The 26809-nt window shown below is 71.8% G+C and carries 24 protein-coding genes, 2 pseudogenes and 1 riboswitch; of the genes and pseudogenes, 10 read left to right on the plus strand and 16 right to left on the minus strand.

The window, feature by feature from the left end:
• Positions 1–225 precede the first annotated feature (225 nt).
• The 6 genes and pseudogenes from AC5L3C_RS26675 to AC5L3C_RS26700 form a co-directional block, all read left to right on the plus strand.
• A complete protein-coding gene (locus AC5L3C_RS26675) occupies positions 226–1503 on the plus strand; it encodes an MFS transporter (RefSeq protein WP_493651363.1) in 1278 nt (425 codons plus the stop codon).
• Between the two features lie 55 nt (positions 1504–1558).
• Positions 1559–2539: a phosphoglycerate dehydrogenase gene (locus AC5L3C_RS26680; RefSeq protein WP_493651364.1), complete on the plus strand. Its 981-nt coding sequence runs from the start codon at positions 1559–1561 to the stop codon at positions 2537–2539.
• 56 nt (positions 2540–2595) lie between these two features.
• Positions 2596–3981 (plus strand): acyclic terpene utilization AtuA family protein, encoded by a 1386-nt coding sequence (locus AC5L3C_RS26685; RefSeq protein WP_493651365.1) that lies wholly within the window; start codon positions 2596–2598, stop codon positions 3979–3981.
• Entirely contained in the window at positions 3974–4324 is a 351-nt protein-coding gene (locus AC5L3C_RS26690) for a DUF4387 domain-containing protein (protein ID WP_493651366.1), read from the plus strand. The genes AC5L3C_RS26685 and AC5L3C_RS26690 overlap by 8 nt, the downstream gene beginning before the upstream one ends.
• 64 nt (positions 4325–4388) lie before the next feature.
• Positions 4389–4568: pseudogene (locus AC5L3C_RS26695) on the plus strand (hypothetical protein); the annotation flags it as partial.
• Positions 4569–5206: 638 nt separating this feature from the next.
• A pseudogene (locus AC5L3C_RS26700) lies at positions 5207–5371 on the plus strand (helix-turn-helix domain-containing protein); the annotation flags it as partial.
• Positions 5372–5382: 11 nt separating this feature from the next.
• On the opposite strand, the gene AC5L3C_RS26705 reads toward AC5L3C_RS26700, so the two are convergent.
• From AC5L3C_RS26705 to AC5L3C_RS26740, 8 genes are all read right to left on the minus strand, one after another.
• A complete protein-coding gene (locus AC5L3C_RS26705; protein WP_493651367.1) occupies positions 5383–6054 on the minus strand; it encodes a TetR/AcrR family transcriptional regulator in 672 nt (223 codons plus the stop codon).
• Positions 6051–6449, minus strand: a complete 399-nt coding sequence (locus tag AC5L3C_RS26710; protein WP_493651368.1) for a PaaI family thioesterase — start codon at positions 6447–6449, stop codon at positions 6051–6053. Before AC5L3C_RS26710 ends, AC5L3C_RS26705 begins: the two co-directional genes overlap by 4 nt.
• Before the next feature lie 41 nt (positions 6450–6490).
• The gene (locus AC5L3C_RS26715) at positions 6491–7801 is read right to left on the minus strand and encodes an MFS transporter (RefSeq protein ID WP_493654038.1); all 1311 of its coding nucleotides are present in this window, start codon (positions 7799–7801) and stop codon (positions 6491–6493) included.
• A gap of 68 nt (positions 7802–7869) precedes the next feature.
• Positions 7870–8352 (minus strand): MarR family winged helix-turn-helix transcriptional regulator, encoded by a 483-nt coding sequence (locus tag AC5L3C_RS26720; protein WP_493651369.1) that lies wholly within the window; start codon positions 8350–8352, stop codon positions 7870–7872.
• 86 nt (positions 8353–8438) lie between these two features.
• The gene (locus tag AC5L3C_RS26725) at positions 8439–9854 is read right to left on the minus strand and encodes a sensor histidine kinase (protein ID WP_493651370.1); all 1416 of its coding nucleotides are present in this window, start codon (positions 9852–9854) and stop codon (positions 8439–8441) included.
• Positions 9851–10570 (minus strand): response regulator transcription factor, encoded by a 720-nt coding sequence (locus AC5L3C_RS26730; RefSeq protein WP_493651371.1) that lies wholly within the window; start codon positions 10568–10570, stop codon positions 9851–9853. The genes AC5L3C_RS26725 and AC5L3C_RS26730 overlap by 4 nt, the downstream gene beginning before the upstream one ends.
• A 103-nt stretch (positions 10571–10673) precedes the next feature.
• On the minus strand, positions 10674–12905 hold the full coding sequence (locus AC5L3C_RS26735; RefSeq protein WP_493651373.1) for an MMPL family transporter: 2232 nt from the start codon (positions 12903–12905) through the stop codon (positions 10674–10676).
• A 151-nt stretch (positions 12906–13056) separates the two neighbouring features.
• A complete protein-coding gene (locus AC5L3C_RS26740) occupies positions 13057–14010 on the minus strand; it encodes a LysR family transcriptional regulator (RefSeq protein WP_493651374.1) in 954 nt (317 codons plus the stop codon).
• A gap of 148 nt (positions 14011–14158) precedes the next feature.
• Between AC5L3C_RS26740 and AC5L3C_RS26745 the strand changes: the two genes are divergently transcribed.
• Positions 14159–15283 carry a tartrate dehydrogenase gene (locus tag AC5L3C_RS26745; protein WP_493651376.1) on the plus strand — a complete coding sequence of 375 codons (1125 nt, stop codon included), beginning with the start codon at positions 14159–14161 and terminating at the stop codon, positions 15281–15283.
• Here the strand turns inward: AC5L3C_RS26745 and AC5L3C_RS26750 are convergent.
• Entirely contained in the window at positions 15278–17464 is a 2187-nt protein-coding gene (locus AC5L3C_RS26750) for a 2Fe-2S iron-sulfur cluster-binding protein (RefSeq protein WP_493651378.1), read from the minus strand. The two genes, AC5L3C_RS26745 and AC5L3C_RS26750, sit on opposite strands and share 6 nt — an antisense overlap.
• Positions 17465–17614: 150 nt before the next feature.
• Here AC5L3C_RS26750 and AC5L3C_RS26755 point away from each other — a divergent pair, with 150 nt between their 5' ends.
• The 3 genes from AC5L3C_RS26755 (at position 17615) to AC5L3C_RS26765 (ending at position 19025) form a co-directional block, all read left to right on the plus strand.
• Entirely contained in the window at positions 17615–18235 is a 621-nt protein-coding gene (locus tag AC5L3C_RS26755) for a TetR/AcrR family transcriptional regulator (protein ID WP_493651379.1), read from the plus strand.
• A 179-nt stretch (positions 18236–18414) separates the two neighbouring features.
• A complete protein-coding gene (locus AC5L3C_RS26760) occupies positions 18415–18612 on the plus strand; it encodes a hypothetical protein (RefSeq protein ID WP_493651381.1) in 198 nt (65 codons plus the stop codon).
• Positions 18613–18728: 116 nt separating this feature from the next.
• Complete coding sequence (locus tag AC5L3C_RS26765) at positions 18729–19025, plus strand: PIN domain-containing protein (protein WP_493651383.1); 297 nt, start codon at positions 18729–18731, stop codon at positions 19023–19025.
• 77 nt (positions 19026–19102) lie between these two features.
• On the opposite strand, the gene AC5L3C_RS26770 is transcribed toward AC5L3C_RS26765, so the two are convergent.
• The 7 genes from AC5L3C_RS26770 to AC5L3C_RS26800 all read right to left on the minus strand — a co-directional run bounded on the left by AC5L3C_RS26770 (position 19103) and on the right by AC5L3C_RS26800 (position 26751).
• Positions 19103–19522: an aggregation-promoting factor C-terminal-like domain-containing protein gene (locus AC5L3C_RS26770; protein ID WP_493651384.1), complete on the minus strand. Its 420-nt coding sequence runs from the start codon at positions 19520–19522 to the stop codon at positions 19103–19105.
• A gap of 270 nt (positions 19523–19792) precedes the next feature.
• Complete coding sequence (locus tag AC5L3C_RS26775) at positions 19793–20668, minus strand: ECF transporter S component (RefSeq protein ID WP_493651385.1); 876 nt, start codon at positions 20666–20668, stop codon at positions 19793–19795.
• The gene (locus AC5L3C_RS26780) at positions 20665–22335 is read right to left on the minus strand and encodes an ABC transporter ATP-binding protein (protein WP_493651387.1); all 1671 of its coding nucleotides are present in this window, start codon (positions 22333–22335) and stop codon (positions 20665–20667) included. Before AC5L3C_RS26780 ends, AC5L3C_RS26775 begins: the two co-directional genes overlap by 4 nt.
• Positions 22332–23465: a CbiQ family ECF transporter T component gene (locus AC5L3C_RS26785; protein WP_493654039.1), complete on the minus strand. Its 1134-nt coding sequence runs from the start codon at positions 23463–23465 to the stop codon at positions 22332–22334. Before AC5L3C_RS26785 ends, AC5L3C_RS26780 begins: the two co-directional genes overlap by 4 nt.
• 127 nt (positions 23466–23592) lie before the next feature.
• Complete coding sequence (locus tag AC5L3C_RS26790) at positions 23593–24228, minus strand: SCO2322 family protein (protein ID WP_493651388.1); 636 nt, start codon at positions 24226–24228, stop codon at positions 23593–23595.
• Entirely contained in the window at positions 24225–25463 is a 1239-nt protein-coding gene (locus tag AC5L3C_RS26795) for an SCO2321 family membrane protein (protein ID WP_493651390.1), read from the minus strand. The genes AC5L3C_RS26790 and AC5L3C_RS26795 overlap by 4 nt, the downstream gene beginning before the upstream one ends.
• A 139-nt stretch (positions 25464–25602) precedes the next feature.
• Positions 25603–25664: riboswitch (cobalamin riboswitch) on the minus strand.
• Positions 25665–25857: 193 nt separating this feature from the next.
• Positions 25858–26751, minus strand: a complete 894-nt coding sequence (locus tag AC5L3C_RS26800) for an IS982 family transposase (protein ID WP_493651354.1) — start codon at positions 26749–26751, stop codon at positions 25858–25860.
• Positions 26752–26809: the final 58 nt, after the last annotated feature.

The raw sequence follows: 26809 nt of genomic DNA on the forward strand, positions 1-26809 counted from the left end.
GGCGACAGCGGGGCCGCCACCTTCCGTATGGGGTGGGTGCGCGACGGCTTTCCGGCGGGGAAAGGGTGCCTTGCCGGTGGGTGTCTTGTTCGGGGTGTCGTCGCTGGCCAAGGTGGGCCCACACGGTGGGCGGGCGCTTGGACGAGGTGTCCGGTCACCTCTGCACACATTGATCACGTGCATCCAGCAGCCTCCAGTACGGTGGCGGTGCGAAGGGACGACCCCATGACGACGATGACGTCCGAAGGGCAGCGACAAGGGACCAGACGTATTACGTTCCTGGTCGCTCTGGCGGTGTTCGCCCAGGAGTCGACGTGGAACTTCTACGAATCACAGGTCCCCCCGCTCCTGAAGGAGCACCTCACCAGCGCGGCCCTCGTCGGCCTGCTGATGGGCATGGACAACCTGCTCGGCATCTTCATCCAGCCGTGGATCGGCAACCGGTCCGACCGCACCCGGACCTCCTGGGGCCGGCGCATCCCCTACCTGGTCGTCGGCATGCCGATCGCCGCCGCCCTGTTCGTCGTCATACCGCACACGGCGGCGTCACTGCCGCTGCTCGTCCTGATCATGTTCAGCTACGCACTCGTGGCCAACACCTTCAAACCGATCGCCGAGGCGCTCGTCCCCGACTTCATCCCGCCCGGGAGACGCAGCCGCGCCAACGCCGCCGTCAAGATCGCCTCCAGCGTCACGGCCATCGTCGCCGCGCTCCTGAGCATCTTCCTGGTCGACGACCACCCGAACGTGGCGTTCGCCGTCCCCGCGGTCATCATGCTCGTCTCCGTCCTGGTGCTCGCGGCCACCGTGCGTGACAGCCGGTCCGACGCCTACCGGGCCGCCGTCGCGGAGAGCCAGGAGGCGAAGGCGGCGGATCGCAAGGACCCACGGGTGCGGGACACCTTCCTGGAGATCCTCAAGGACACCGACCGCAGCCGGCTGCTCATCCTCTTCGCCATCCTGCTCTTCGGCGGCGCGTGGGCGGCGTCCCGCTCCCTGATGACGCCGTACGGCATGGAAGCACTCGACATGTCACGGGGAGCCGCGGGCGGTCTCACCCTGCCCAGCGGCATCGCGTTCATCGTGGCCGCCTACCCCGCCGCGGTCCTGGCCGAGCGCTACGGACGGCTGCGGGTCATGGCCTCGGGCATGTCGGTCTTCGCCGCGGCCATGGTGCTGGGCACGATCGTCCGGACACCGACCGGTGCCGCCGTGGCCCTGTGCCTGGCGGCGGCGGGCGCGACCTGCTTCCTCGTCAACGCGGTCGTGGTGCTGTGGAACCTCGCCCCGTCGGCCCGCGTCTTCGGTACCTACGCCGGCCTGTACACCGTCGGCTGGGCGAGCGGCGGCTTCCTCGGTCCCGCGCTGGTGGGCGCCATGGTCGACATCACCGGCTGGTCGCTGATGCTCCTCGACATCGCCCTCGTCGCCACCCTCGCCATCCTCGTCGTCATGAGGATCACCACCCTGCGGCGCCGCGCCGTCCCGGCCCCCGTCCCGTGACCACCGACGCCGCCCCGCACCGCACGACAGCGCAGCAAGAAATGAGGAACCACCCGTGGCCCGCATCCTGATCACGACGGACTACCTGCGGCCGGGCGACGAGGTCGACCGGTACCTGCGCGAGCACGGCCACACCACCGTCCACGCGCCGATGACCGGCCGTCGCGACCCCGAGGACCTCGTGGCCGCCCTCGACGGCGTCGACGGCGCACTCGTCGCCGCGAACGAACCTTTCACCGCCGACGTCCTGTCCAGGGCCCCGCGCCTGAGGGCCGTCGTCCGCACGGGCGTGGGCCACGACTCCATCGACGTGGCCGCCGCGCGCGAACTCGGCATCACGGTGAGCAACCTCCCGGGCATCAACGCCGGCGCCGTCGCCGAGTACACCCTCGGGCTGCTCCTGGCGGCGGCGCGGCGGCTCGTGCAGAGCGCGACGGGAGTGGCGGCCGGCGGCTGGCCCCGGCAGGACGGCCACGAGCTGCGCGGGGCGACCCTCGGGCTGATCGGATACGGGGCCGCCGCCCGCGCCGTGGTGCCGCTCGCCCGGGCCTTCGGCATGCGGGTGCTCTGTGTGACCGGCGTGCCCGACAGCGAGCGGACCGACCCCTCGGTGGAGTTCACCGGGCTCCCTGAACTGCTGGCCGCCTCCGACTACGTCTCCGTGCACACCGCGCTGACGGAACGGACCCGACACCTGCTCGACGCCGACGCCTTCCGGCGGATGAAACCGACCGCGGTCCTGGTCAACACCGCGCGCGGGGCCGTCGTCGACGAACAGGCGCTCGCCGACGCGGTCCGTACGGGACGGATCGCCGGGGCGGCCCTGGACGTGGTGGGCGAGGAGCCGCTGCCCGCCGACAGCCCTCTGCGGGACGTCGAGGGCATCGTCGTCCACCCCCACATGGCGGGACAGACCGCCGAGGCGCGGGCCGCCGCGGGCCGGGAGGGCGCGGCCGAACTGGTGGCCGCCCTGGAGGGCCGGCCGCGCTTCGCCGTGAACGCCGCCCCCACACCGACGGTCGGCGACCTCGGATGATCGCCGGCCCGACCACGCGCCGGACACCGGGAACGAAGCCCAGAAGGAAGAGGAACATGGACAACGAACAGGTCGACAGCATCAAGGTGCTGGCACCGACCGGCATGCTCGGGGCCGGTTTCCCCGAAACCACCGTCGAACGCGGCCTGGCGCTCGGTGCCGACGTGATCTCCGTGGACGCGGGAAGCACCGACTCGGGCCCCTACTATCTCGGGTCCGCACAGCCCAAGACCACGCGCGCGGCCGTCGCCCGCGACCTGCGCGTCCTGCTCAAAGCGGCCGCGCGGGCCGGCATCCCGCTGATCGTGGGCTCCTGCGGCACCAGCGGCACCGACGCCGGCGTCGACTGGATCGCCGGGATCACCGCCGAGATACTCGCCGAGGAGGGGCTCGGCCTGCGGGTCGCCCGCATCTACAGCGAACAGGATGCCGCCACCCTCGTCGGGCATCTGGACGCCGGCCGCATCCACGCCCTGCCGCCCCTGGGCGAGCTGACGGCGGAGACCCTCGAGAGCTGCACGCACATCGTGGCCATGATGGGCCACGAACCCATCGTCGCCGCCCTGGAGGCCGGCGCCCAGGTCGTCCTCGCCGGACGCGCCACCGACACGGCCAACGCGGCCGCCTACCCGCTGATGAAGGGCATGCCCGCCGGACCCTCCTGGCACGCCGGCAAGATCATCGAATGCGGCGGCCAGTGCACCACCGACCCCCGGGCCGGGGGAGTGCTGGCCACCATCGACGCCGACGGCTTCACCATCGAACCGCTCGACCCGGCGGTCGCCTGCACCCCGATCCTGGTCGCCGCCCACATGCTCTACGAGACGGTCGACCCCTTCCAAATGCGTGAGCCCGACGGCACCCTCGACGTCCGGGACGCCACCTACACCGCCCTCGACGACCGCCGGGTGCGGGTCGAAGGGTCGCGCTTCCACGTCGCCGACCAGCACACCGTCAAGCTCGAAGGCGCCCGTGTCACCGGCTACGAGACCATGTCGTTCACCGCGATCCGCGACCCGCACATCCTCGAGCACATCGACGACTGGGCGGACCTCCTGCGCACCATCACCACGCAGCGCGTCGCCCAGACCCTCGGCCTGAGCGAGGACAAGTACGCCTTCGACGTGCGCCTCTACGGCTACAACGCCGTCCTCGGGGACCTCGACCCGGCAGAGGGACCGCCGCGCGAGGTCGGCGTCATGCTCCTGGTCAACGCCCCGGACCAGAGCACCGCCACCGCCGTGGCGAAGGTCGCCAACCCGCTGATGCTGCACCTTCCGACACCCGACATGAGCTATCTGCCCAGCCTCGCCTTCGCCACCTCACCGGCCGAGATCGAGCGCGGGCCCGCCTACGAGTTCGTGCTCAACCACGTCGTGGACACCACGAGCCCGACCGACATGTTCCGCATCGAGATCCAGGAGACCCCGCACCGTGGCTGACCGCACCCCCACCACCCTGGCGGACCTCGCGCACGAGGTCCGGTCCAAGAACGCCGGACCCTTCTGGGTCACCATGGAACTGTTCATGCGCGACGCGGACGGCTACGCGATCGCCGCCGACCCGTCGTTCCTCGACGAGCGCAGGATCGCCGAGCTGTACGGGGTCGACGAGGACGACATCCAGATGTTCCGCATCCCCTCCCTGAACGTCGTCAAGATCTCCTTCCCGCGCCCGGTCGGCCAGGCCTCGCTCCGGGACCGCGACGTCCACTCCGGCCAGCACCATGTCCCGCTGGCGCTGCTGCCCGTACCGGACGGGGCCCTCACGGTTCCGTCGGACTGAGCCCACGGGTCACGTGCCACGCGCGGACGGCCTGCCGGAGCCGGGATTCAAGGGACCGCCAGGTTCCACCTGCGAGGCCTTCGACCGCGCCTACGGAACCGGCTGCTTCCACGACCCCGGTTTCCGTCCCGAGCCGTTCGCGGCGAAGGTCCGGCCCCGGCCCGGCGGCGCACACTGGCCCGCCATGTCCGCGGCCCAGGAGCGCGCCTGGAGCCGGATCGGCGGTGTGGGGATCGCGCCCTGACGTCGCAACGCCGATGACCGGGCCGGGGAGGCGCGAGCCCCCGGGGCCCGGTCATCGGCGTTGATGGTGGGGCAGCGGGCGGACCGCCGGTGGCACGGACCGTCAAGAACCCGTCAGGTGCAACCGCGGGCGTCCGTCAAGCCCGCGCAGCAGGATCGGATCGCAAGGCCTCAACCGAGCGGTGCCGAGATGAAAGCCCACCCATGCAGACCCTAGTTCTCGCCGGCGGTCCGAACCTCGTCCGCGCGGCCGTCACCGAAGTCGTCGAGCGGAGCGGTTGCGTGACGGTGGTCGGACAGGCCGCCGGCCACACCGAACTGCCCGAGCTGCTCGGGTCCGAAGGGGAACGGCCGGACGCCGTCCTCCTCGACCGTTCCCTGCGGACCGAGGGCGGACCGGACCTCCCGGAGGTCGTCTCCCTCGCCGCCGCGGCCGCCCGCACCCTCGTCCTCGGTGTCTCCGACATCGGGGAGGCCGACGCCTGTCTGCGGGCGGGCGCCACCGGGGTGCTGGGCCCGGGCATCACCGCCGCCCAGCTGACGGGAGCCCTGGAGACGGTGCTGGGCGGCGGACTCGTCGTGGTCCTGGAGACCGCGCCCACCGTCGAGGCGCACGTACGCCGGACCGTGGGCGCGCGCATGGCCGCGCCGCTGTCGGGGCGGGAGCGGGAGATCCTCACCCTGCTGGCGGTCGGCCAGGAAGGGTCCGCCATCGCCCGTCACCTGGGTCTCAGCCCGCTGACCGTGAAGACCCACATCGCCAACATGCTCACCAAGCTCGGCGCCCGTCACCGCGGTCAGCTCATCACGTACGCCTACGAGCACGGCATCGTGGTGCCGGGGGCCGGACGGATCACGGTGGACATCGAGGGCCGTGACTGCTGGGCCGCGGTGAGGAGAGCGCCGTGCACGGCCGAGGACGCGGCCCGGGTGGCGTAGCGGGCGGGGTCGGCCGGCCATGCGTCGGGGCATTCCTGGTGGATCAGGAGAGCGACCGCGCCGTGAAGGCCGGCACACAGGATCCGGGCCGTTTCGGTGGTGCTCGCCACCGGCACTCCGGCCTCGGCACACGCCGCGACCTTGTCCCGGACGTAGCGGAAACACGCGTCCGCGTTCCGGCGGCTGGCCTCGGTGGCCTCGCCGTCCATCACCAGGCGGTACTGGGCGGGATGGCCGAGCCCGAAGGAGATGTAGGCGACGCAGATCTCGTGGAGCGCCGTCACCGGGTCCGCGACGCCCCGGGAGACCGCTTCCAGCTCGGTGAACAGGGAGTTCCACACCCGCAGACAGGTCGCGTGGACGAGTTCCCTCTTCGAGGCGAAGTGGAGGTAGACGGCCGGCGGTGTGACCCCCGCGCTGGTCGCCACGGCACGGATCGTCAGCGCCCCGGCACCGCCCTCCTCGAGCAGTCGACCGGCGACGTCGAGGAGCTGCTCGCGGAGCAGGCCGCCCTCGCCCTTGGCGGCGCGGGCCCGGGAGCCGGTCACTTCGGCTTGACGGCGGTGACCACTTGGGTCACCCGGGCGCACAACTCGCCCTCGCTGTCGTGCACGTCGACCTCGATGACGGTGTTGCGGCCCACCCGCAGGGGACGGGCCGTGGCGATGACGTCCGTGCGGGCCGGCCGGAGGAAGTGCGTGGTCGACTCCACGGTGGCCGGGGCGGCACCGGCCGGACCGTTGAGCGCGGCGCACACCGCGCCGCTCACGTCGGCCAGGCCCATCAACGCCCCTCCGTGGAGACCGCCGCCCACCGTGGAGAGCGAGTGGTCGTGGGCCAGCGTGGCCCGGACGCCGGCCGGCGTCATCTCGTCGAACACGACCCCGAGGGTCCGGGCGTACGGCGCGAGCGCGTAGACGTCTTCCGCTGCGAGTGTCGGCACGGGCGGCTCCCATCTGAGTGAAGGACGATAAGTTATTGCCGTTAACTCAGACCGTCAACGTCGTCTCGGGATGTCCGAACGGTGCACAGGACCAGGAACACGGCGGCCACGCCGATGAGCGGCCAGGCCATGGCGTGCAGTCCGGAACTCGTGGCGCCGTCGCGGAAGAACACGGCGTTCGCCGCCGCCGCGAACAGTGCGCCGACGTACATGAAGGTGCGCAGCAGGCCCGCCGAGGAGCCCATGCGCGCCGGGTCCGCCTGCGCGTACAGGGCGTTCTGGTTGGCGAGCCCGATCAGCCCGTGCGGGATGCCGACCACCGCGCTGAGTACGACGAGCAGCCACAGGGGGCTGTCGTCGTGCAGCAGCAACAGCGCCGCACAGCCGAGGCATTGCAGAAGCGCTCCGGCGACGAGCCTGCCCCGGATCCGGCCGCGGCGCCCGGTGAGGACGGTGACACCGATGGCCGTCGCCGACAGCGGCACCAGAAGCAGCCCGGCCTGCGACGCGTTGAGCCCCCGCCCCTCCTGGAGCCACTGGCTGTAGCCGTAGAAGAAGGCGTACGACGTCGTGTACGCGAGGCACTGACGGATGTACGTGGCGAGCAGCGGTATGTTCCCGCCGAGCACGCGCAGGTCTATGAACGGCCGGGCGGTGCCGAGTTCACGGCGCACGAACACCGCGCCCGCCGCCAGGCCGAGCACCGGCAGATACCAGGACGCGACCGCCGGCCGCATCAGGAAGAACATGAACGCGGTCAGTGACCCCGCGAACCACAGCATGCCCGGAACGTCGATGGGTGCCGCCCCGCCCGCCGGTGTCGCGCGGGGCAGCCGCAGCGCGCCCAGGACCAGGCACATCAGCGACAGAGGCACGTTGATGCCGAAGATCAGCTGCCAGCCGCCCGCGCCGATGAGCAGCCCGCCGAGGGCCGGGCCGACGACCGCGACGACCTGGTTGGAGACGGACAGCGCGGCGAGGACGCCACCGGGGTTGCCGCGGCCCGTGCGCTCGGACTCGGAACGCAGCAGCGACATGGACGCCGGGAACGCCGCGGAGGTGCCGAAGCCCAGCAGGACGCGGGAGGCGACCAGGACCCACAGGTTCGGAGCCAGCGCGCCCAGCAGCCCGGCGAGGCCGGCCAGTGCGGTGCCCAGCAGATAGAGCCGGCGCGGACCGAACGCGTCGACGAGCCGGCCGATCACCGGCTGACCGACCGCCGTGGCGAGGTAGAGGCCGGACACCAGCCACGCCGTCTGCGAGGGCGGCGCGCCGAAGGCATGCCCGATCGGCACCAACGCGACCGCGAGCATGGAGGAGTTGACGGGGTTGAGGACCGACCCGAGGACCATCGGCGCGATCAGCCGGCGGTCGAAGCCGTCCTTCCCCGCCCGGCGCCGTGTGGGCCCGGCGGTCCGTGTCACGCCTGCGCCACCCGGTCGAGCAACGCCATGGCGGTGATGACCGCCCGCACCTCCTCCTCCGTGCCGTGCTCCTCCAGGGCGCGGGCCAGCCACGCCTGACGCGCGAGACGCTCGCCCCTGCGCCGCTCGCGCCCCCGGTCGGTGAGCGAGACGACCTGGCGTCGCCCGTCTTCGGGGTCCGGGCTGCGGGAGACGAGCCCGGCCGCTTCGAGGGCGAGGACCGTCTTGGCCATGGACTGCGGGCGTACGCCCTCGGCGGCGGCGAGTTCACTGGCGGAGGCGGGGCCGTTCCGGTCGAGGCGGCGCAGGACGGAGCTCTGCGGCGGGGACGGCTGCCGCTCCCCGTCCCCGTCCCTGCGCATCCCTTCCTCGGCCGCCTCCAGGGCCCGCAGCTTGCGGCGGATCCGGCCGACCACCACCCAGATGTCGCCGGCCGCCTGCACCGCCGCCTCGGTCAAGGGTTTCTCGTCCGTCGTCATGCCCTGAGCGTAGATAGACAGCCCAGACTGCACAACCTTGGCTGTACAGTCCGGGCTGTCCAAAAATGCGGGCCGAACCCGCCGCGTCAGGGGCGGGGGGTGCGCGGGATCCGCAGGGTGACGGTGGTCCCCACGCCCAGCTCCGAGCGCACGTCCACCTGCCCGTCGTGGGCGTGGACGATGGCTTCCACGATGGCCAGGCCGAGCCCGGAACCGCCGTAGGCGCGGCTGCGGCTCGCCTCGGCGCGCCAGAACCGCTCGAAGACGCGGGGCAGGTCCTCGGGGGAGATGCCCGGGCCGTTGTCGATGACGCTCAGCTCCACGGACTCGTGGCCGAGGGTGATCTCGACGCGCACGGAGGTTCCGGCCGGGGTGTGCTGGACGGCGTTGCCGACGAGATTGCGCACGACCTGTTGCAGACGGGGCGCGTCCCCGGTGACGGGTGCGGGTGGTGCCGGCGCCAGGGCGATGTCGCGTTGCGGGTAGATGATCTGGGCGTCGTCGACGACGCCGGCGGCCAGGGCGGTGAGGTCCACGTCGTCCTGCTCCACGGGCCGGCCGGCGTCCAGGCGGGCGAGCAGGGACAGGTCCTCCACGAGCAGGCGCATCCGGCCCACTTCGTTCTCGATGTGCTCCAGCGCGGTCTCCAGGCCGGGACCGGACAGGCCGCCCTGGCGGTGCAGGTCCAGCCAGCCGGAGATGGTGGACAGCGGGGTGCGCAGTTCGTGGGAGGTGTCGGCGGCCAGCGAGCGGACGGTCGCCTCCGCGCGGGCCTGGGCGTCGAACGCCCGGTTGACCGCCTTGGCCAGCAGGTCGGCCTCGCTGCCGTTGCGGTGCGTGGGCAGCCGTTCGGTCAGGGAGCCCGCGGCGATGGCGTCGGCGCTGCGGGCCATCCGGGCCAGCGGACGCATACCGAGGCGCAGCACTACCACGGACAGTCCCAGCAGTACCAGTAACGCAGCGCCGATCAGCACCAGTTGACGCCTGATGAGCGCGTCGGTGGTGGCGTCGTCGATGGAGGTGTCGATGGTGAGGACGACGGCCGCCGGTGCCACGGTGCCCTCGGCTTCCCCACGGTCGATGACCAGACCGGGACTGGGGATGCGTACGGCGCTGAGGTCGCCGTCTTTCAGGTTGACCACGTCTCCCGCCGATGCCGTCGCGCTGACCTCGGCCACCTCCTCGGCGGCCCGGGCCGCCGAGCCGGTGCTCAGCAGGACGTCGTTGTCCTCGTCGACGGCCACCGTGCCCATGGGCGAACCGAGCAGTGCGCCGATCTGGTCGGCGTCGGCGGTCTGCGGTCCCCGGGCGAGGACCCGGGTCAGACGATCGGCGTTGGCTTCGAGGGTGTTCTGGTGGCGCTTGTCCAGGAAGTCCTCCAGAAGGAAGGCGCTGATGACGGCGCTGGCGAGGAGGCCGGTGACCAGGAGGGCGGCCAGCCCGGCCAGCAGCCGCAGACGGACGCTGGAGGAGGCCCAGGGAAGACGGCCGCGGAGTCTCACGTGGCGTCCTGCTCTCGGAGGGTGTAGCCGACGCCGCGCACGGTGCGCAGCAGCGGCGTACGGCCGTGGTCGATCTTGCGCCGGAGATTGGAGATGAACCGTTCGACCACCACGGAGTCCCCGCCGAAGTTGTACTGCCACACCGCCTCGAGGATCTGGGCGCGGGAGAGCACCTGCCCCTGATGACTCATCAGGTAGTGCAGCAGCCGGTACTCGGTGGGGGAGAGGTCGATGATCTCCCCGGCCCGGCGGACCTCGTGACGGGGGTCGTCGAGGGTGAGGTCGCCGCAGCGCAGACGTGTGTCGTCCACGGCCGGCGTCCCGCTCTTGGCGCGGCGCAGCAGCGCCTGGAGGCGGGCGCCGACCTCGACGACGCTGAACGGCTTGGTGACGTAGTCGTCGCCGCCCAGACGCAGTCCCCGGACGCGGTCCTCGACGGCGTCCCGGGCGGTGAGGAAGAGCACGGGTACGTCGATGGCACGGTCGCGCAGGAGCTGGAGGATCTCGAAGCCGTCGGCACCCGGGAGCATCACGTCGAGGACGATGACGTCCGGCGAACGGCGGGCGACCTGGTCGAGGGCTTCGCTCAGGTCGCCGGCCACGTCGACCTCGAATCCGGCGAATTGCAGTGCCGAGATCAGCAGGCGCCTGATACCGGGGTCGTCGTCGATGACGAGGACGCGGTCGGCGGTACCCGGCGGGGTGACGGCGTTCATGTCTGCTCCTGGTGGCGGCTGCGGCCGCCCGATGTCTGCCGTGGCCGCCGGTGCGGCGGACCGGTCGGATGCCCCGGTATCGGCTCTGCTGACCATTGTCACGTCACACGCCTGCCCGGGCGGTTTCCTTCGCGGGGGCGTGCGGGGCCGCCGGTTCGGGAGCGTGGAAGCTCTCGCCCTCGACGTCGAGGTGGGGCAGCACACGGTCGAGACGGCGCGGCAGCCACCAGGCCCGGTCCCCGAGGAGTGCCAGGACCGCCGGCACGAGGGTCATGCGGACCAGGAAGGCGTCGACCAGGACTCCGAAGGCCAGGGCGAAGGCGATCGGCATGATATCGGGGTCGTGGGAGAACAGGAAGCTGATGAACACCGAGATCATGATGAGCGCGGCCGACGTCACCACTCGGGCGGCGTTGCGGGCACCGTCGACGATGGCCGTGTGGGCGTTGCGGTGGCGGTTGTAGTCCTCGCGCATGGCCGAGACGAGGAACACCTCGTAGTCCATGGCCAGTCCGAAGAGCACGGACATCACGATGATGGGCACGAAGCTGGCCACCGGGCCCTCGCTGGGCACACCCAGTGGGCCGGCCAGCCAGCCCCACTGGAAGACCGCGACGGTGGCCCCGAAGGCGGCGCCCACGGACAGCAGGAAGCCGAGGGTCGCCTTGATGGGGATCGCGACCGACCGGAACGCGACCATCAGCAGGAGCAGCGAGAGGCCGACGACGACGATCACGAAGGGGAGGAGCGCGCCGCTGAGCTTGTCGGAGACGTCGATGCTGACCGCGGTCATACCGGTCACGGCGACATAGCTGCCGCTGGACTGCGCCAGCGGCTCCATCTGGGCGCGCAGCCGGGACACGAGGCTGCTGGTCTCCTCCGAGCGCGGCCCGGTGGCGGGGATGATCTGGATCCGCGCGGCCTTCTCGTCCTCGGCCGTGTCGATGCCGCTGACGTCCGCGACGCCCCGGACCCCGCCCAGTTCCTTCTCGACGGCGGTGGCCGTGGCGGTGACGGCGGCCGGGTCGTCGTTCTCGACGAGGACGACGAGAGGACCGTTGGCGCCGGGACCGAACGCGTCGCTGATCACGTCGTAGGCCTGGCGGCTGGAGGTGCTCGTGGCGGCGGAACCCTCGTCGGTGAGGGCCAGCTTCAGCTGCATGGCGGGCAGGGCCAGGGCGATCAGAGCGACGGTGCCCAGGATGAGGTGGCGTACGGGGTGGCGCAGGACGCCCTCGGTCCAGCGCACGCCCATCGGGGCCGTACGGCCGCCGTGCGCCGCCTTGCGCAGGGTGCGCCGCGTCTTGGGTGTCTTGGGTGTCTTGGGTGTCTTGGGGGCGAGCCGGTGGCCGGCCATTCCCATCAGCGCGGGCAGCAGGGTCACCGCTGTGACGACGGCGACCGCGACCGCTCCCGCGGACGCCAGACCCATGGAGGTCAGCATCGGCACACCGGCCACAGCCAGACCGGACAGCGCGATGACGACCGTGGCCCCGGCGAAGATCACGGCGCTGCCCGCGGTCGCGGTGGCCGTGGCGACGGACTCCCGCACCGGCATACCGGCGCCGAGCTGGGCACGGTGCCGGGAGACGATGAACAGGGCGTAGTCGATGCCGACGGCGAGTCCCAGCATGATCGCCAGGGTGGGCGCGTTGTCGGAGACGCCGAACGCGGCCGCCAGACCCAGCATCGCGGCCATCGTGCCGACGATCCCCAGAACGGCGGTGAGCAGCGGCAGCCCCGCCGCGAGCAGCGACCCGAAGGTGATCACCAGGATGACCAGGGCCACGCCCAGGCCGATCAGCTCGTTGGGGCCCACCGGCGGATGCGACTCCTCGTACGGCTCACCGCCGTAGATGGTGCGCAGCCCCGCCTGCTGGGCCTCCTCACCCGCGGCCTTCACGGCGTCCAACGTGCCCTGCGGCACGTCGTCCTCCGCCTTGGTGGTGAAGGTGACCCGAGCGACCGCGGTGCGTCCGTCCTCGGAGACGTCGCTCTCGGCCGCGTCACTGACCTCGCGCACCCCGGGCACCTGGCCCGCGGCCTCCAGCGTGGCCTCCATCGGTCCGCTCAGCCCCGCGTCGGTGACCTTGCGTCCGGCCGGGGCCTGGAAGACGATCTGCGCCGACTGGGCGTCCGGCTCCGGGAAGTGCCGTTCCATCTTGGTCAGGGCGGTCTGGGCCGGCGAGCCCGGAATCGAGCTGCTGTCGGTGAACGAGCCCGCGAAGGACACCCCCACACCGACCAGTGCGCCGAGGGCCAGGAGCCACCCGATCAGCATCCTCGGCCACCGGCGGGCCGCCAGTGCGCCCAGGCGGTACAAGAGCGTAGCCATCAATGATCCCCTCATGGTTGCGGAAGACGACCCGCCACATACTTCTGAGCGGACCTGACGATGCCCGCACAGGTGACTTGAGGGTTTCTTGACGGTTCGGCGCCGGGACCGTCAGGCACACCGGCCACCGGTCACGGTCACCGCCCACCGGTCACCGGTCCTGGGTCTGCTCCAGTCGCTGCGGGAGCCGCTCGGCGAGGTGGTCGATGAGCGCGCTGACGCGGCGCGGGACATGGCCGTCCTCGGCCAGGAGGGCGTAGATGTCGGCGGCCGGTGTCGACAGATGCGGCAGGACCCGCACCAGCTCGCCCCGCTCCAGATGCGGCCTGACGTGCCACTCCGAGCGCATGATCACACCACGGCCCTCCAGGGCCCAGCCGGTCACCACGTCACCGTCGTTGCTCGACAGACTGCCCTGGACCCGTACGTGCCGGGGACGGTCCGCGTCCCCGAAGCGCCAGAGCGCGAAATCGCTCTCGTTCTCGCGCAGCACGATGCAGTTGTGCCGGGCCAGGTCCTCGATACCGGCCGGTGTGCCGTGTTCGGCGAGGTAGGACGGGGCCGCGCAGGGCACACGCCGGTTCCTGGCCAGACGCCGCATGCGCAGCGAGGAGTCGGGCGGCAGGCCCACGTGGACGGCCACGTCGAACTCCCGCTGGTGGGGCCTGAGCGGCAGCGCGGACGTCTGCATCCGGACGTGGAGTTCCGGGTGGGCCGCCGCGAACTCGCCGAGCAGCGGCGCGATGTGGGTGCGGCCCAGACCGAGCGTGGCCTCGACGACCAGGGACCCGCGCAACGCCCCGGCCGTGTCGGTGATCGTGTCCTCGAGCTCGCGCACCTGGTCGAGAATCGCCTCGACGCGCGCCGCGTACAGTTCGCCCTCCGACGTCAGCACGAGCCGGCGGGCGCCGCGCTGCACGAGCTTGACGGCCAGGCGGCGCTCCAGCGCGCTGAGGCGTTTGCTGACGACGGGCAGCGAGCAGCCGAGTTCCCGCGAGGCGGCCGTCAGCGTCTCGCTCGAGGCGACCACGTGGAAGAACTGCAGGTCGTCCATGGCGGAACGGCTCTTGGACCAGGGGCGACCGGAACGCCGGGAGCTTTCCATGGGGGAAAACGTACCTTGCCGGCCACGGCCTTGTTCCCGCGTGTCACCGCTGGCCAAGGTGGGACCCAGCCGCGCGCCGACCGGACGCCTCCGGACGGAGTGCTCGTCACCGGGCCCGCGCGGGGATCCGTGGACTGGGAGTGAATTCGTGCCGCAGAGCTATCGCATCGCCGTGATTCCGGGGGACGGAATCGGACGGGAGGTGGTCCCCGAGGGACTGAGAAGCCTCCGCGCCGCCGCCGACGTCCACGGGTTCCGGCTCGACGTCACCGAGTTCGACTTCGCCAGCGCCGACTACTGGCTCGAGCACGGCACGATGCTGCCCGATGACTGGCGGGACGTGCTCGGCGGCTTCGACGCCATCTACTTCGGGGCCGTCGGCTGGCCGGAGGTCGTCCCCGACCATGTGTCGCTGTGGGGCAGCCTCCTCCAGCTGCGGCGCGGATTCGACCAGTACGTCAATCTGCGCCCCGTCCGGCTGCTGCGCGGCGTGCGCAGCCCGCTGCGCGATCACCGGCCCGGTGACATCGACTTCCTCGTCGTCCGGGAGAACACCGAGGGCGAGTACTCCAGCATCGGCGGCCGGATCTTCGAGGGCACCGACCGGGAGACGGTGGTGCAGGAGACGGTGATGACGCGGATCGGGGTCGACCGGGTGCTGCGGTACGCCTTCGACCTCGCCGCCTCCCGCCCCCGCAAGCGCCTGACCTGGGCGACGAAGAGCAACGGGATCTCGATCTCGATGCCGTACTGGGACGAGCGGGCGACCGGGATGGCCGCCCGGTATCCGGCGGTGAGCGCGGACAAGGACCACATCGACATCCTGACCGCGAAGTTCGTCCTCCAGCCCGACCGCTACGACGTGGTCGTCGCCAGCAACCTGTTCGGCGACATCCTCTCCGACCTGGGCCCGGCCTGCACCGGCACCATCGGCATCGCCCCCAGCGCCAACATCAACCCCGAGCGCTCCTTCCCCAGCCTCTTCGAGCCGGTGCACGGCTCGGCCCCGGACATCGCCGGCCGCGGGGTCGCCAACCCCGTCGGGCAGATCTGGAGCGGCGCCATGATGCTCGACCACCTCGGCGAGCCCGAGGCGGCCGCGCACGTGGTGGCGGCCATCGAGAGCGTGCTGGACGAGCAGCCGGCCGTGGTCACCCCCGACCTGGGCGGCTCCGGCACCACGGCCGGACTCGGCAAGGCGATAGCGGACCGCATCGCCGCGGGCCCGCCCGGCGACGCGGACCGCACGACCGGAAGGGCGGCGGCGTCATGACGGTCCGGCGCCGTCCGCTGCCGTGAGGTCGCCCATGTCGAGGGTCACCGGGGACAGCGGGCAGCTGACACAGGCCAGCACGTGGCCTTCGGCCTTCTGCTGAGGGGTGAGGCAGGTGTGCTCGGGCCGGGTGACGTCACCGGCGCGCAGACGCACCACGCATTCACCGCAGTTGCCGACCGTGCAGGAGTACGGCATGGGCAGCCCCGCGGCGAGACCGGCGTCGAGCAGGGTCTGACCGGGCTCGACCACGGCGGTTCCGACGGGCCTCCCGTCCTTCTCCAGAACCATCTGCTGGGGTTCCGCGGCGCCGGGAGCGGCGTCGGCGCTGCTGGTGAACCGCTCCTGGTGCACGCGCTCGTCCGGCACGCCGAGCCGGCGCAGGACGTCCTGGACGGTGTCCATCATCGCTTCGGGACCGCAGGTGAAGTACTGCGCGAGATCGGACCGCTGAGGCAGACCGGTCACCCACCGGCGGATGCCGTCGGCGTCGAGCCGGCCGTCACGGCCGGTGAGAACGTGAGTGACGGTCAGCCGGTCGGCATGGTCCTTCTCCAACCGGGCCAACTCCTCCCGGAAAATGATCTCTTCGGCGGTGCGACTGCTGTAGAGAAGGCCGATCCTGCCGCCCGCCGCCGGGTCGGACAGATGGGAACGCATCATGCTCATCACGGGCGTGATGCCGCTGCCGGCCGCGATGAACACGAGTTGACCGGGGACCGGCGCCGGCGTGTGGAAGGTGCCGGAGGGCCCGCGCACCGCGAGCCGGTCCCCGGGCCGCAGCACCCCATGGGCGTGCGTGGAGAAGACCCCGCCCTCCACCCGCTTGACGGTGACTTCCAGGCGGGGACCGCCGGGTACGGAGGACGCCGAGTAGGCGCGCCGTACCGGACGCCCGTCGATGTCCGTGACCAGGGTGAAGAACTGCCCGGGACGAAAGTCGAAGGGCTTGCCCTCCCCACCCGCGTCCTCGAGGACGATCGTCCGGGCACTGGGCGTCTCCTGCCGTATCCCGCAGACGCGCACGGCCCGCAGCGGCCCCTCCTCCGCTGCCGCTTGGTGGTGACGGCCAGCGGGCGCCCGGACACCGTCGTAGCCTTCCTTGCGCAGCCAGGAGACGTAGGCACGGTCCACGGCCTTCCGCATCAGCCAACTCACGCCCGGAAGGGCGGTGATGGCCTTGATCAGCCCTGCGGACCTACGCCCCGACTCGGCGGAGCCGGCGGCCAGGTGGGCGCTGCCCAGGGCCATCATGTCCGGTGCCCGGCCACGGCCGGCCCGGCCGTCCGGCGTCCACAGCCGTGCGCCGGCCACGGCGTCGCTGCTGCTCAGCTCGGCGTGCTCGGCGTGGATGAGCAGCGCGAGATGCGGTGGCACGCCGCGCAGCGCCATCGTTTCCAGCAGCGTGGCATCATCGGTGATCGCCGCACGTCCGCGCAGGTGCAGCACGCCGCTGCGGCCGGGAACGAGCGCGGCGAGCGAAACCCTGTCGTCCTGGAGCAGGTTGTGCAGGGTGTCGGCGCGCTTGTTGCCCTTGCGGTCGGCGAGCACCAGAGTCCGGTCGTCCAGGATGCGGGCGACCGCCTGACGTTCCCCGCGGGGGCTGGTGTCACTGCCGTTGCCGGCGTCCCAGGAGGACAGGGCGATAAACGGTGAGGCGGCAAGGAACTCACTCACCCCGGCACCGGCCAACGGCCCGTCACCCGCGACGTGTTCAGCCACCAGGAACGGGCCCGGCGACGGCTCCCACAGCCCGGACCGGATGACGGCCTGCGCGCAGTGCACGTACGCCTCGGAGACGTCCACGGCTGTTTCCCCGCCGTCGAGGGCGGACGCGGTGCCGTTGACGCGCAGTACCTCGCCCACGCCGGGCAGCAGAAAGAACAGGGACACCGGGCCGCGTGCGACGCCCGGCCCGAGAACGCGGAAGGAGAACCGCTTCGACGAGTGCACGCGCGCGAATCCTGGCGCGCCGCCGACGAAGGTGGTCCGCGCGGTGCCGTCCACGTCCCGATACCCGAAGGCCGCGACGGGGCTGTGCGCCAGGACGTCGCGGCACCCGGCGTCGAGGTGGCCGATCTGCTTGCGCGTGATCATCGCGGCCGGACGTCCGACGACCGCCTCGACCTCATCGACGGAGGAGAGCAGACGGACGGAGTCAAACGGGCGTGTGTGCTGCATGGGATTCCTTGTCGGCCGGGAGAAAGGAAAGGGGAGTCACTGCGCCGCGCCACGATCGCTTGATCTATCGTTTCCGCAGGTCACATACCTATTCTGAGTAAAGACTCACCTTTTGGCTACTCGCATTCCGCCGCCCGGAAGGACCCCCGCATGACATCCGCCGACCGCCGCCTCACCCCACGTCGCAAGCCCCGTCAGGTCCGTGCGGAACTCACCCGCGAGCGCATCCTCACCGCCGCTGCTCACGTTTTCGCCGAGTACGGCTACGCCGCCGGCACCACCAACCGGATCGCCGAACACGCCCGTATGTCCATCGGCTCGCTGTACCAGTACTTCCCGAACAAGGACGCGATCCTCGCCGAGCTGCTGGTGCGCCACATCGACCGTGGCCCGTGGGCGGGTGCCGAAGAACTGGCCCGATCCCCCGGCAGCCTGAGTGAGACAGTGCGCGCACTGGTCCGTGACGCGATCGACCACCACCGTGACGATCCCCAGCTCCTGCGCATCATGATCGAGGAAGCGCCGGTCTCCAAAGACCTGATCGAAGCGATCGACCGCCACGGCAAACTCCGGGTGGGACAGGTACGCGACCTGCTCACCCGCCACCCGGACGTCCACGTCCGGGACCTCGACGTGGCGGCCGAACTCGTCGTGGGCACGATCGAGATGAACACCCACAAGCTCATGGCGGCCCCGGAACCCATCGAGGTCGAACGCCTGGAAACGGAACTGGTGGCCATGCTCACCCGCTACCTGAGCGGCGACCAGTGATCGCCGTTGCCCTGGCCGGAGGGTGAACGGCTCCAAAGTCGGCCCCTGCGTCCATGACGACCGGGGTGAGTGCTGCTGTACATGTGCTCGGGGTGTCGCTCGCGGCGCGGAAGTGAATGTCAGCAGGTGGCGCCGACCGTATGCTGGCAGCGGAGCCGGTTTTTCCGCTGGAGGTCCTGATGAGTACGCCCGCCCCCGACGACTTCACCTGTGCGCAGCCCAGGCCGCGCCTGTCGGTCGAGGAGCTTCTGGCGGCGAAGGGTACTCAGCCGATCCGTTCCCTGGACGACCTTGCCGCCGACACCTTCGAGTCGGACACGGAGCTGGGAGAGTTCCTTGCCTTCACGTACGCGGAGCGCCACCGAGACGCAGCCTGAGGTCTCAGCATGCAACCCGTCATCCTTGACACCGACGTCGCATCCTGCTGCACAAGCGCAAGCTGACCGGCCCTCTTGCTACCCGGCTCATCGGCCGCAAGCCGCTGATCACCTTCGTGACCTACGGTGAACTCACCAAGTGGATGGAGATCCGTCACTGGGGCGCCCGCAGCCGCCAGGAGCTCGCCGACTGGCTCGCCGACCTTCCCGTTCTTCCTGGCGACGAGGCCGCCGCCACCGCCTGGGGACGGCTCTCCGCAGCAGGGATACAGCGAGGTCGGCCTCGCCCCACCAACGACATGTGGATCGCCGCAATCGCGCTCACGTACGACCTGCCGCTTGCGACTCTCAACGTCAAGGACTACGAGGACTTCCGGCTTCATCACGGCCTGCGCATCCTCGGCGCTGAGTAGCAGGCGGCTCATACGGCGAAGGCGGCGGCCCCGGGGATCTTGGGGTCGCCGCCTTCGGTATGGGGGGTGTGGGGCTGTCAGTACCAGTGGTTGGTCTGCCAGAAGGACCAGGCGTCGCAGGCGCTGCCGTAGCGGTCCTTCATGTAGTCCAGGCCCCACTTGATCTGGGTGGCGGGGTTGGTCTTCCAGTCGGAGCCGGCCGAGGCCATCTTGGAGGCCGGCAGGGCCTGGACCAGGCCGTAGGCGCCGCTGGAGGCGTTCGTGGCGGTGTGGTTCCAGCCGCTCTCGTGCTCGACGATCTTCGAGAAGCACTGGAACTCGGCCGAGTTGCCGATCATCTTCTTCGCGGTCGCCTGGGCCGAGGACGCGCTCGTCGGGGCCGCGGCCTGGGCCGGCGCGGCGGCGATCAGGGTGCCGCAGGTGGCGGCGACCAGGGCGGCGCCGGCGAGGGTCTTCTTCGGGGCGGAGACGGTGCGGAGGAAGGAAGCGGCGGACACAGGCGGCCTTTCGGTCGGGATCGGGGCGGTCGCGTGACGCCGTGCCGGATGCCGTGGTGTGCGGCGGGGGCATGTGTCGGCGCCGCGATCCCGTGGGATTCGTCGGCGCCCGGCGACGGCTCCACAGAAGCAAATCCCGGGAATGTCCGCAAAGGTCCCTTTTACTACCGAAGGTCGGAGGGGATGGGGGGAGGATGGTGGGTGGCTTGCGGGGGGCGGGGCGGTTTCTACGGGGGGCGGTCGTATGTGATGCGGGTCATGTGGGGTGGTTCACCGTCCTGCGGACGGAGCGTGTCCGGCGGGTTGCTCAGGGGCGTCCTTGAATGTGACCGGCGCCTCGAAGGCCGCCCTGCGGGTGGCTCGGCGGAGGGCCTTGAGGACCGGCGTGCCCAGGGTGAGGGTCAGGACGATCGTGACCAGGGCCCGGCCCAGGTCCCAGCCCAGGGACGTGGCCAGGCAGTACGCGACGAAGCAGGCCAGGTTGGTGGGGAGCGGCGCGTCGGGGGAGAAGGAGATGTTCGAGGCCAGGGACGACATGAAGGGCCAGCCCGCCATGTTCATCACCGTGCCGTAGGCGAACGCCGCCAGGAAGCCGTACCCGGCGAGCAGCCACACCTCCGCGCGGCCGCGCAGGCGGTCGGCGCCCGGCAGGAAGCCCGCGCCCATCGTGAACCAGCCCATCGCCAGCATCTGGAACGGCAGCCACGGCCCGACACCGCCCGTGAGCAGCGCGGACGCGAACATCGTCACCGAGCCGAGGACGAAGCCGAAGCCCGGTCCGAGCACCCGGCCGCTGAGGACCATGAGGAAGAACATGGGTTCCAGGCCGGCCGTTCCCGCGCCGATGGGGCGCAGGGCCGCGCCCGTGGCGGCGAGGACGCCCAGCATCGCCACCGCCTTCGGGCCCAGGCCCGACTCCGAGATCGTCGCCGCCACGACCGCCACGAGGAGGACCAGGAGGCCCGCGAAGAGCCACGGCGCGTCCTGGGCGTGTGCGTTCAGTGTGGAGGTGGGCGGGGCAAGGAACGGCCAGCCGAAGCCCACCACACCCACCACGCTGACCAGGGCGAGGGCCAGCCACGAGCGGGGGCCCAGACGGATCGCCCGGGCCTGGCGGTCCGTGCGCCGCGTGAGTGTCGTCGTCATCGCAGTGCCTCCCTGACCTGGGAGACCGTGAGCCAGTGCTGCGGGGCCAGGATCTTCGCCACCTGCGGCGCGAAGGACGGGGACGCCACGACCACCTCCGCCGACGGGCCGTCCGCGATCACCTCGCCCTCGGCCAGCAGGACCACCCGGTGCGCGAGTTCCGCCGCCAGTTCCACGTCGTGGGTCGCCATCACGATGGCGTGGCCCTCCGACGCCAGTCCGCGCAGGATCCTCACCAGGCGGGCCTTCGCCGCGTAGTCCAGGCCGCGGGTCGGTTCGTCGAGGAGGAGCAGGGGCGGGCGGGCCGTGAGGACCACGGCGAGGGCGAGGGTCAGGCGTTGGCCCTCGGACAGGTCGCGGGGGTGGGTGTCGTCCGCCACCGAGGGCAGGAGTTCCGTGAGCAGGGCGCGGCAGGTGCCGGCGGGTGCCTCCGCGTCGCGGTCGGCGGCCGTGCATTCCGCGGCGACCGTGTCGGCGTAGAGGAGGTCGCGGGGTTCCTGGGGGACCAGCCCGACCCGGCGGACCAGGTCGCGGGGGCGGGTGCGGTGGGGGACCGCGTCGCCGGTGCGGACCGAGCCCGAGGCGGGGGCGACCAGCCCCACCAGCGCGCTGAGCAGCGTCGACTTGCCCGCGCCGTTGCGGCCCATCAACGCGATCGTCTCGCCGGGTACGACCGTCAGGTCGACGTGGCGCAGGGCCTGGACGCGGTCGCGGCGCACGGCCAGGGAGCGGACCTCCGCCACGGGGGCGGCGGGCGGTGCGTGGTGGTCCGGCTTCGTGCGCTGGAACAGGCGGCGGGTGGGAGTGGCGGGGGGCGGGGGTGCCGGGTTGTGCTGCCGCACCGGCTCGTGGGGGGCCAGGCGGGTGCGCAGCGCTGCTGCCCTGCGGCGGGCGTCCCGGACCGTCAGGGGGAGGGGGGACCAGCCGGCCAGGCGGCCCAGGCCGACCACCGGGGGGTGGACGGGGGAGACCGCCATCACCTCCGCCGGGGTGCCGAGCCACGGGCGTTCGCCGGGGCCCGGCAGCAGGGCCACCTGGTCGGCGTACTGGATGACGCGTTCCAGGCGGTGCTCCGCCAGCAGGACCGTGGTGCCGAGGTCGTGGACCAGGCGCTGGAGGACCGCCAGGACCTCCTCGGCCGCCGCCGGGTCGAGCGCGGAGGTCGGTTCGTCGAGGACCAGGACCTGAGGGTGCGGGGTCAGCACCGAGCCGATGGCCACGCGTTGCTGCTGGCCGCCGGAGAGTGTGGCGATGGGGCGGTCGCGGAGGCCGGCCAGGCCCAGGAGATCCAGGGTCTCCTCGACCCGGCGGCGCATCACGTCGGGGGCGAGGCCCAACGACTCCATGCCGTAGGCGAGTTCGTCCTCCACCGTGTCCGTCACGAAGTGGGAGAGCGGGTCCTGGCCCACCGTGCCCACGACGTCGGCGAGTTCGCGCGGCTTGTGGGTGCGGGTGTCGCGGCCCGCGACGGTGACCCGGCCGTGCAGGGTGCCGCCGGTGAAGTGCGGGACCAGGCCGCTCACCGCGCCCAGCACCGTCGACTTTCCCACGCCGGACGGGCCGACCAGGAGGACCAGTTCACCCTCCGGGACCTCGAAGTCGACGCCGTGGACGGCGGGTTCCGTCATGCCGTCGTACGTCACCGACACGTTGTCGAAGCGGATCACGTCGTCGGCTCCTTGTGGGAGGGCACGGGGGCGGGGGCCGGCGTGATGAAGGCCGGGAGCAGGGCGATCAGGATGGCCGCCGCCGGCCACAGGGGGAGGGTGGGGGCGACCAGCGGGACCACACCGGGGTGCAGGGCCGCCGGGTCGCGGGACGCCGCGAGGGTCAGGAGAGCGGCTACGGCGACTCCGGACGCGGTGACCAGCCAGGCCCGGGTGTTCCAGGGGTCCGGGCGGTAGCGGGTGCGCAGGGTGCGGCGGCCGCCGAGCCAGAGGCCGGCGAGGGCGCAGGCCAGGCCGGCGAGGAGGACGGGGGCGCCGTAGGTGCCGCCCTCGGCGGTGAGGAGTCCGTACGTTCCCGCGCAGACGCCGAGCAGACCACCGAGGGTGAGGGCGGCGGTGGTGCGGCGGACAGCGGGGGCGACCTCGGCGGTACGGCCGTATCCGCGCGCGTCCATCGCGGCGGCGAGGGCGACGGAGCGCTCCAACGCGCCCTCCAGGACCGGGAGTCCCACGTGCAGCAGGCCGCGCAGGCCCTTGTCGGGGCGGCCGCGCAGACGGCGGGCGGCACGCAGGCGCCGTACGTCGGCGATGAGGTGGGGGGCGAAGGTGAGCGCCACGACCACCGCCACGCCGAGTTCGTAGAGGGCGCCGGGGAGGGACTTGAGGAGGCGGGAGGGGTTGGCCAGGGCGTTCGCCGCGCCCACGCAGATGAGGAGGGTGGCGAGGCGGAGGGCGTCGTAGAGGGCGAAGGTGAGGGCTTCGGCGGTGACCTTGCCGCCGAGGCGGATGCCCTGGGCCCAGTCGGGGAGGGGGATTTCGGGGAGGTGCACGAGGACGTGCGTGCCGGGGATGGGGGAGCCGAGGATCACTGCGAAGGCGAGGCGGATGAGGAGGACGGCGGCGGCGAGTTTGACGAAGGCGCCGTAGGAGCGGGACCAGGGAGTGTGGGGGCGGCGGGTCGCCACGACGTAGGCGGAGGTGGTGATGAGGAGGGTGAGGAGGAGGGGGTTGGTGGTGCGGGTGGCGGCGGTGCCGAGGGAGAGGGACCAGAGCCACCAGGCGCCGGGGTGCAGGTTCGCGTGCGCGCGCTGGGGCTGGGCGGGGGTGGGGGCGCCTTCCTGCGCTGTCAGGGTGCCGCTGCGCCCACCCTCCCCCGCTCTCGACTTCGCTCGAGCGGGGGGACCCCCATCGCCCCTGGGGGTACCTCCCAGGCCCTTCAGGCACTGGGGGAGGCACGACTGCCCGCGGCTGCCATCGTTACGCACGGCGGCGGGCCTGCCAGATTGCTGCTGTTGCCAGGGCCGCGACCACTGCGATGCCTGCTATCAGGCCCACTGACGGCCCCGAGTCGGATGGGCTCGCGTTGTTCTCCGGAGGTGCGGTGGGGTTTTTCTGGGAGATTTGTTCTCCGCAGCCCTTTTTCGGGTAGTCCGCTATCGCGCACAGCAGGGCGTTCGTGTCGTAGCGCAGGGGGCCCGCCACCGCGGCCAGGGCATCGGCCGTCGTCGCGTCCTCGGGGACCTGCGCGCAGGCCGTGCGGCCGGCCGGCGGGGTTTCGCCGGACGGGGCGTCCGCGGGGGTGCCGAAGTCGAGGACCAGGGCGACGCGCTTCTCGCCGTCCCGGGCCGGGGTCTTCGCGCAGATGGTGTCGAAGTCCGCCGTGCCCCGGGGCTTCACCGCGTCCGCGGAGTTCTCGCTCACGGAGAAGCGGAAGCCCTGGACGTCGCCGTCGGCCGGGCGGGCGAGGGACGGGCCCTGGGTGGCGTACGTCCATGCCGTGCCGCTGCGCTCCCAGAAGGACCAGTAGCGGTAGCCGGCGGCCTGGGCCTGGCCCGCTCCTGCCAGCAGGGGCAGGAGCGCGGCCAGGAACACTGCGGTGGCCCGGCGGATCACGACTGCTGCTTCCTGCGGCCGCTGATCAGGAAGCCGATGCCGATACCGGCGACCAGGCAGACGCCGACCACCCACCAGACGCTCATGCTGCTCGAGTCCGACTCGCCTTTCTGCTCCTCGTCCTTCGCCGCCCGCGTGGTCTTCTCGGCGGCCGGGCCCGTCGCCGTCAGCTGCCGCACCAGGTCCGTGCCGCCGAAGGCGCGCGGGTCCGCGCCCGTGGCGTGGGCCGCGAAGATCAGCTGGGCGTAGGCGGCGGGGCCGCTCTGCTCGGCCCAGTCACCGGCGTTCTTCCGCAGCCAGGCCAGGGACTTGCCCGCCTGCTCCGTCGCGCCCTGCGCGGCGAGCGCGACGACCGCGTCGGCGGTGTTGCCGTAGTCGGGCTGGTCCTCGGCGCCGGGGAGGGCGGAGACGAGATGACTGTCCTTGGCCAGCGCGTCCGTCAGGTACGCGGCGCCGTTGGCGGCGGCCTGTTCGGGCGTCTTCGCCTCCTCACAGCCGTCCGCACCGTCCTTGGCGGCATCGTCCCGCGCCGTACCGTCCTGACCGGGCTTCGCGGCCAGGCCCGCGCCCAGCAGACCGAGCACGCCCGCCGCCGTCGCGTCCGCGTTGGCGATCAGCTTGCCCTTCTTGTCCGGCTGGAAGGCGAACGCGCCCCCGCCGTCGTCCTCGCAGGGCAGCTCCAGCGCCAGCAGGGCGTCGTGGGGGGACTTGCCGTCCTTCGTCACCTCGGCCGGCTGCTCGCCGGCGGCGGCGAGCGCGCCTATGACGACCGAAGTGGAGTTGGTGTCGCTGGCGCCGCCCGCGGTGTAACCCCAGCCGCCGTCCTCGTTCTGCACGGACTTCAGCCAGCCGACGGCCTTCTTCGTCACGTCGTCGTGGCCGCCGAGCGCGGCGAGGGCCTGGACGGCGGCGGCGGTCTGGTTGGTGTCGACCATCGTCTTGTCGTCGCACGCCTTCGACGGGTCGGCGCGGTACGGGGCGAAGGAGCCGTCCGCGCACTGCTGGCCGGTCAGCCAGTCGACGGCGCTCCTCGGCGGCTCGACGCCGGCCGTGTGCTGCGCGAGGAGGGCGAGCGACTGGCGCCAGACGCCGTCGTACTGCGGGTCGCTGTCGCCGTACAGGGCGGAGGGAAGCGGTGACGGGGACGGCGACGAATCGGCGGCGGCTGCCGGTGCGGCGGCGGCGCCGATCACGGCGACGGCGGCCAGGACCGCGGCGCTGCGGCGGACATTCATGATCGGGCGGGTGCCTCTCCCTGAAGAGGGCCGGGCAGCGCGGGACACCCCGGCGGCTCGGCTCCGTATACCTCGACGGTGCCCGTGCGCCGGCGGGCTGCCGGGCACGTGAGCCGGTCACGACCGTGCGGGGCAGTCCGGCTCACCGTCTCGCGGACGGCTCACGGTTGCGGGTCAGCGCCGGAATTGCACCGGCTTCCCCCCGTACGGGTGTGATGACGACGCCGCCACTCTACCCGCACGTATGAACGGCGTAAGGAGCGGCCCGACGGGTGCGGTCGCGAGGCGCGAGCGAGGTGGGAGAGGGAGGTGAGCACCGCCGTGACCTCGGTCACGGCGGTGGTGGGACGGAGCCCGCACCCGCGGCTCCCCTAGACGAGTCATTCCGATGTGATCAGTGGTCGTAGGCGATCAGGGATCGCATGACCGGCTGTCCGGTCTTGTGGTTGTGCCAGATCGCCGCAGCCAGCGCGAGGACGCGCTGAGCGACGCGGGTAGCGACGCCCTCGAAGGTCCGGCCGCCGTGTTGTTCCAGGTCGAGCTGGCCCTTGAGGGTGTCGTTCACCGACTCGATCAGCTGCCGCACCGACTTCAGCAGCGACTCGCCCGCGCGGCGCTTCTCCCGTTTGAACGACGGCCGCAGCAACGCCGCCCCGCGCAAGGCCAGATCGGCCTCGAACTCCTTGGAGGCGAAGCCCTTGTCCGCGATGAACAGCAGGCCGGGCCGGCCGGTGACCGCGTCCGGCTCGCGATCCAGCATCGCCATCAGCACTTCGCGCTCGTCCAGCTTGGGGTTGGCCAAGGCCCACAGGATCGGCATGCCGGTCGGGGTGCACACCAGGTACAGCCGCAGGCCCCAGAAGAACCGCGAGTGGCTGGCGCAGTATCCGTATCCGGCCCAGCCGGCCATGTCCGACCGCTTCACCGTGGGCCGCGAGCGGCCGCACTCCACCGGGGTCGAGTCGATGATCCAGTGGTTGTCGAACCAGAAGTCGGTGTCCGCTGCAAGGAGTCGTATCACGCGCTTGACCAGCGGCAACGCTGCCCGCAGCCGCTTGTTCCAGCCCGGCTGCTTCGGCACGTACGGGAACATCGCGCCCAGCCGGGAGTGGACGAACCGCAGCCATCTGGACTCCGAGGCGAAACCCAGCATGGCCTGGGCGACGGCGAGGCAGACGAGTTCGGAGTCCGTCAATCGCGGCGGGCGGCCCAGCCATCGGGTATCTCCAATCTCGTCATCGATCTTCACGTACAGTGCGGTCAGCAGGGCGTCCAGGTCATTCGTCACAGATCGATCTTGGACGCCCTGTCTGTGTTCCCGGACGCACCGTCAGCATTCGGAATAA

Source organism: Streptomyces speibonae (assembly GCF_984686075.1).

Bases quoted from the DNA above. Each gene is read 5' to 3' on its own strand.
- AC5L3C_RS26675 (WP_493651363.1), top strand. From the start codon at position 226: ATGACGACGATGACGTCCGAAGGGCAGCGACAAGGGACCAGACGTATT.
- AC5L3C_RS26685 (WP_493651365.1), top strand. From the start codon at position 2,596: ATGGACAACGAACAGGTCGACAGCATCAAGGTGCTGGCACCGACCGGC.
- AC5L3C_RS26715 (WP_493654038.1), bottom strand. From the start codon at position 7,801: ATGGTCCTCGGGTCGGTCCTCAACCCCGTCAACTCCTCCATGCTCGCG.
- AC5L3C_RS26720 (WP_493651369.1), bottom strand. From the start codon at position 8,352: ATGACGACGGACGAGAAACCCTTGACCGAGGCGGCGGTGCAGGCGGCC.
- AC5L3C_RS26730 (WP_493651371.1), bottom strand. From the start codon at position 10,570: ATGAACGCCGTCACCCCGCCGGGTACCGCCGACCGCGTCCTCGTCATC.
- AC5L3C_RS26735 (WP_493651373.1), bottom strand. From the start codon at position 12,905: ATGGCTACGCTCTTGTACCGCCTGGGCGCACTGGCGGCCCGCCGGTGG.
- AC5L3C_RS26740 (WP_493651374.1), bottom strand. From the start codon at position 14,010: ATGGAAAGCTCCCGGCGTTCCGGTCGCCCCTGGTCCAAGAGCCGTTCC.
- AC5L3C_RS26750 (WP_493651378.1), bottom strand. From the start codon at position 17,464: ATGCAGCACACACGCCCGTTTGACTCCGTCCGTCTGCTCTCCTCCGTC.
- AC5L3C_RS26755 (WP_493651379.1), top strand. From the start codon at position 17,615: ATGACATCCGCCGACCGCCGCCTCACCCCACGTCGCAAGCCCCGTCAG.
- AC5L3C_RS26760 (WP_493651381.1), top strand. From the start codon at position 18,415: ATGAGTACGCCCGCCCCCGACGACTTCACCTGTGCGCAGCCCAGGCCG.
- AC5L3C_RS26775 (WP_493651385.1), bottom strand. From the start codon at position 20,668: ATGACGACGACACTCACGCGGCGCACGGACCGCCAGGCCCGGGCGATC.
- AC5L3C_RS26795 (WP_493651390.1), bottom strand. From the start codon at position 25,463: ATGAATGTCCGCCGCAGCGCCGCGGTCCTGGCCGCCGTCGCCGTGATC.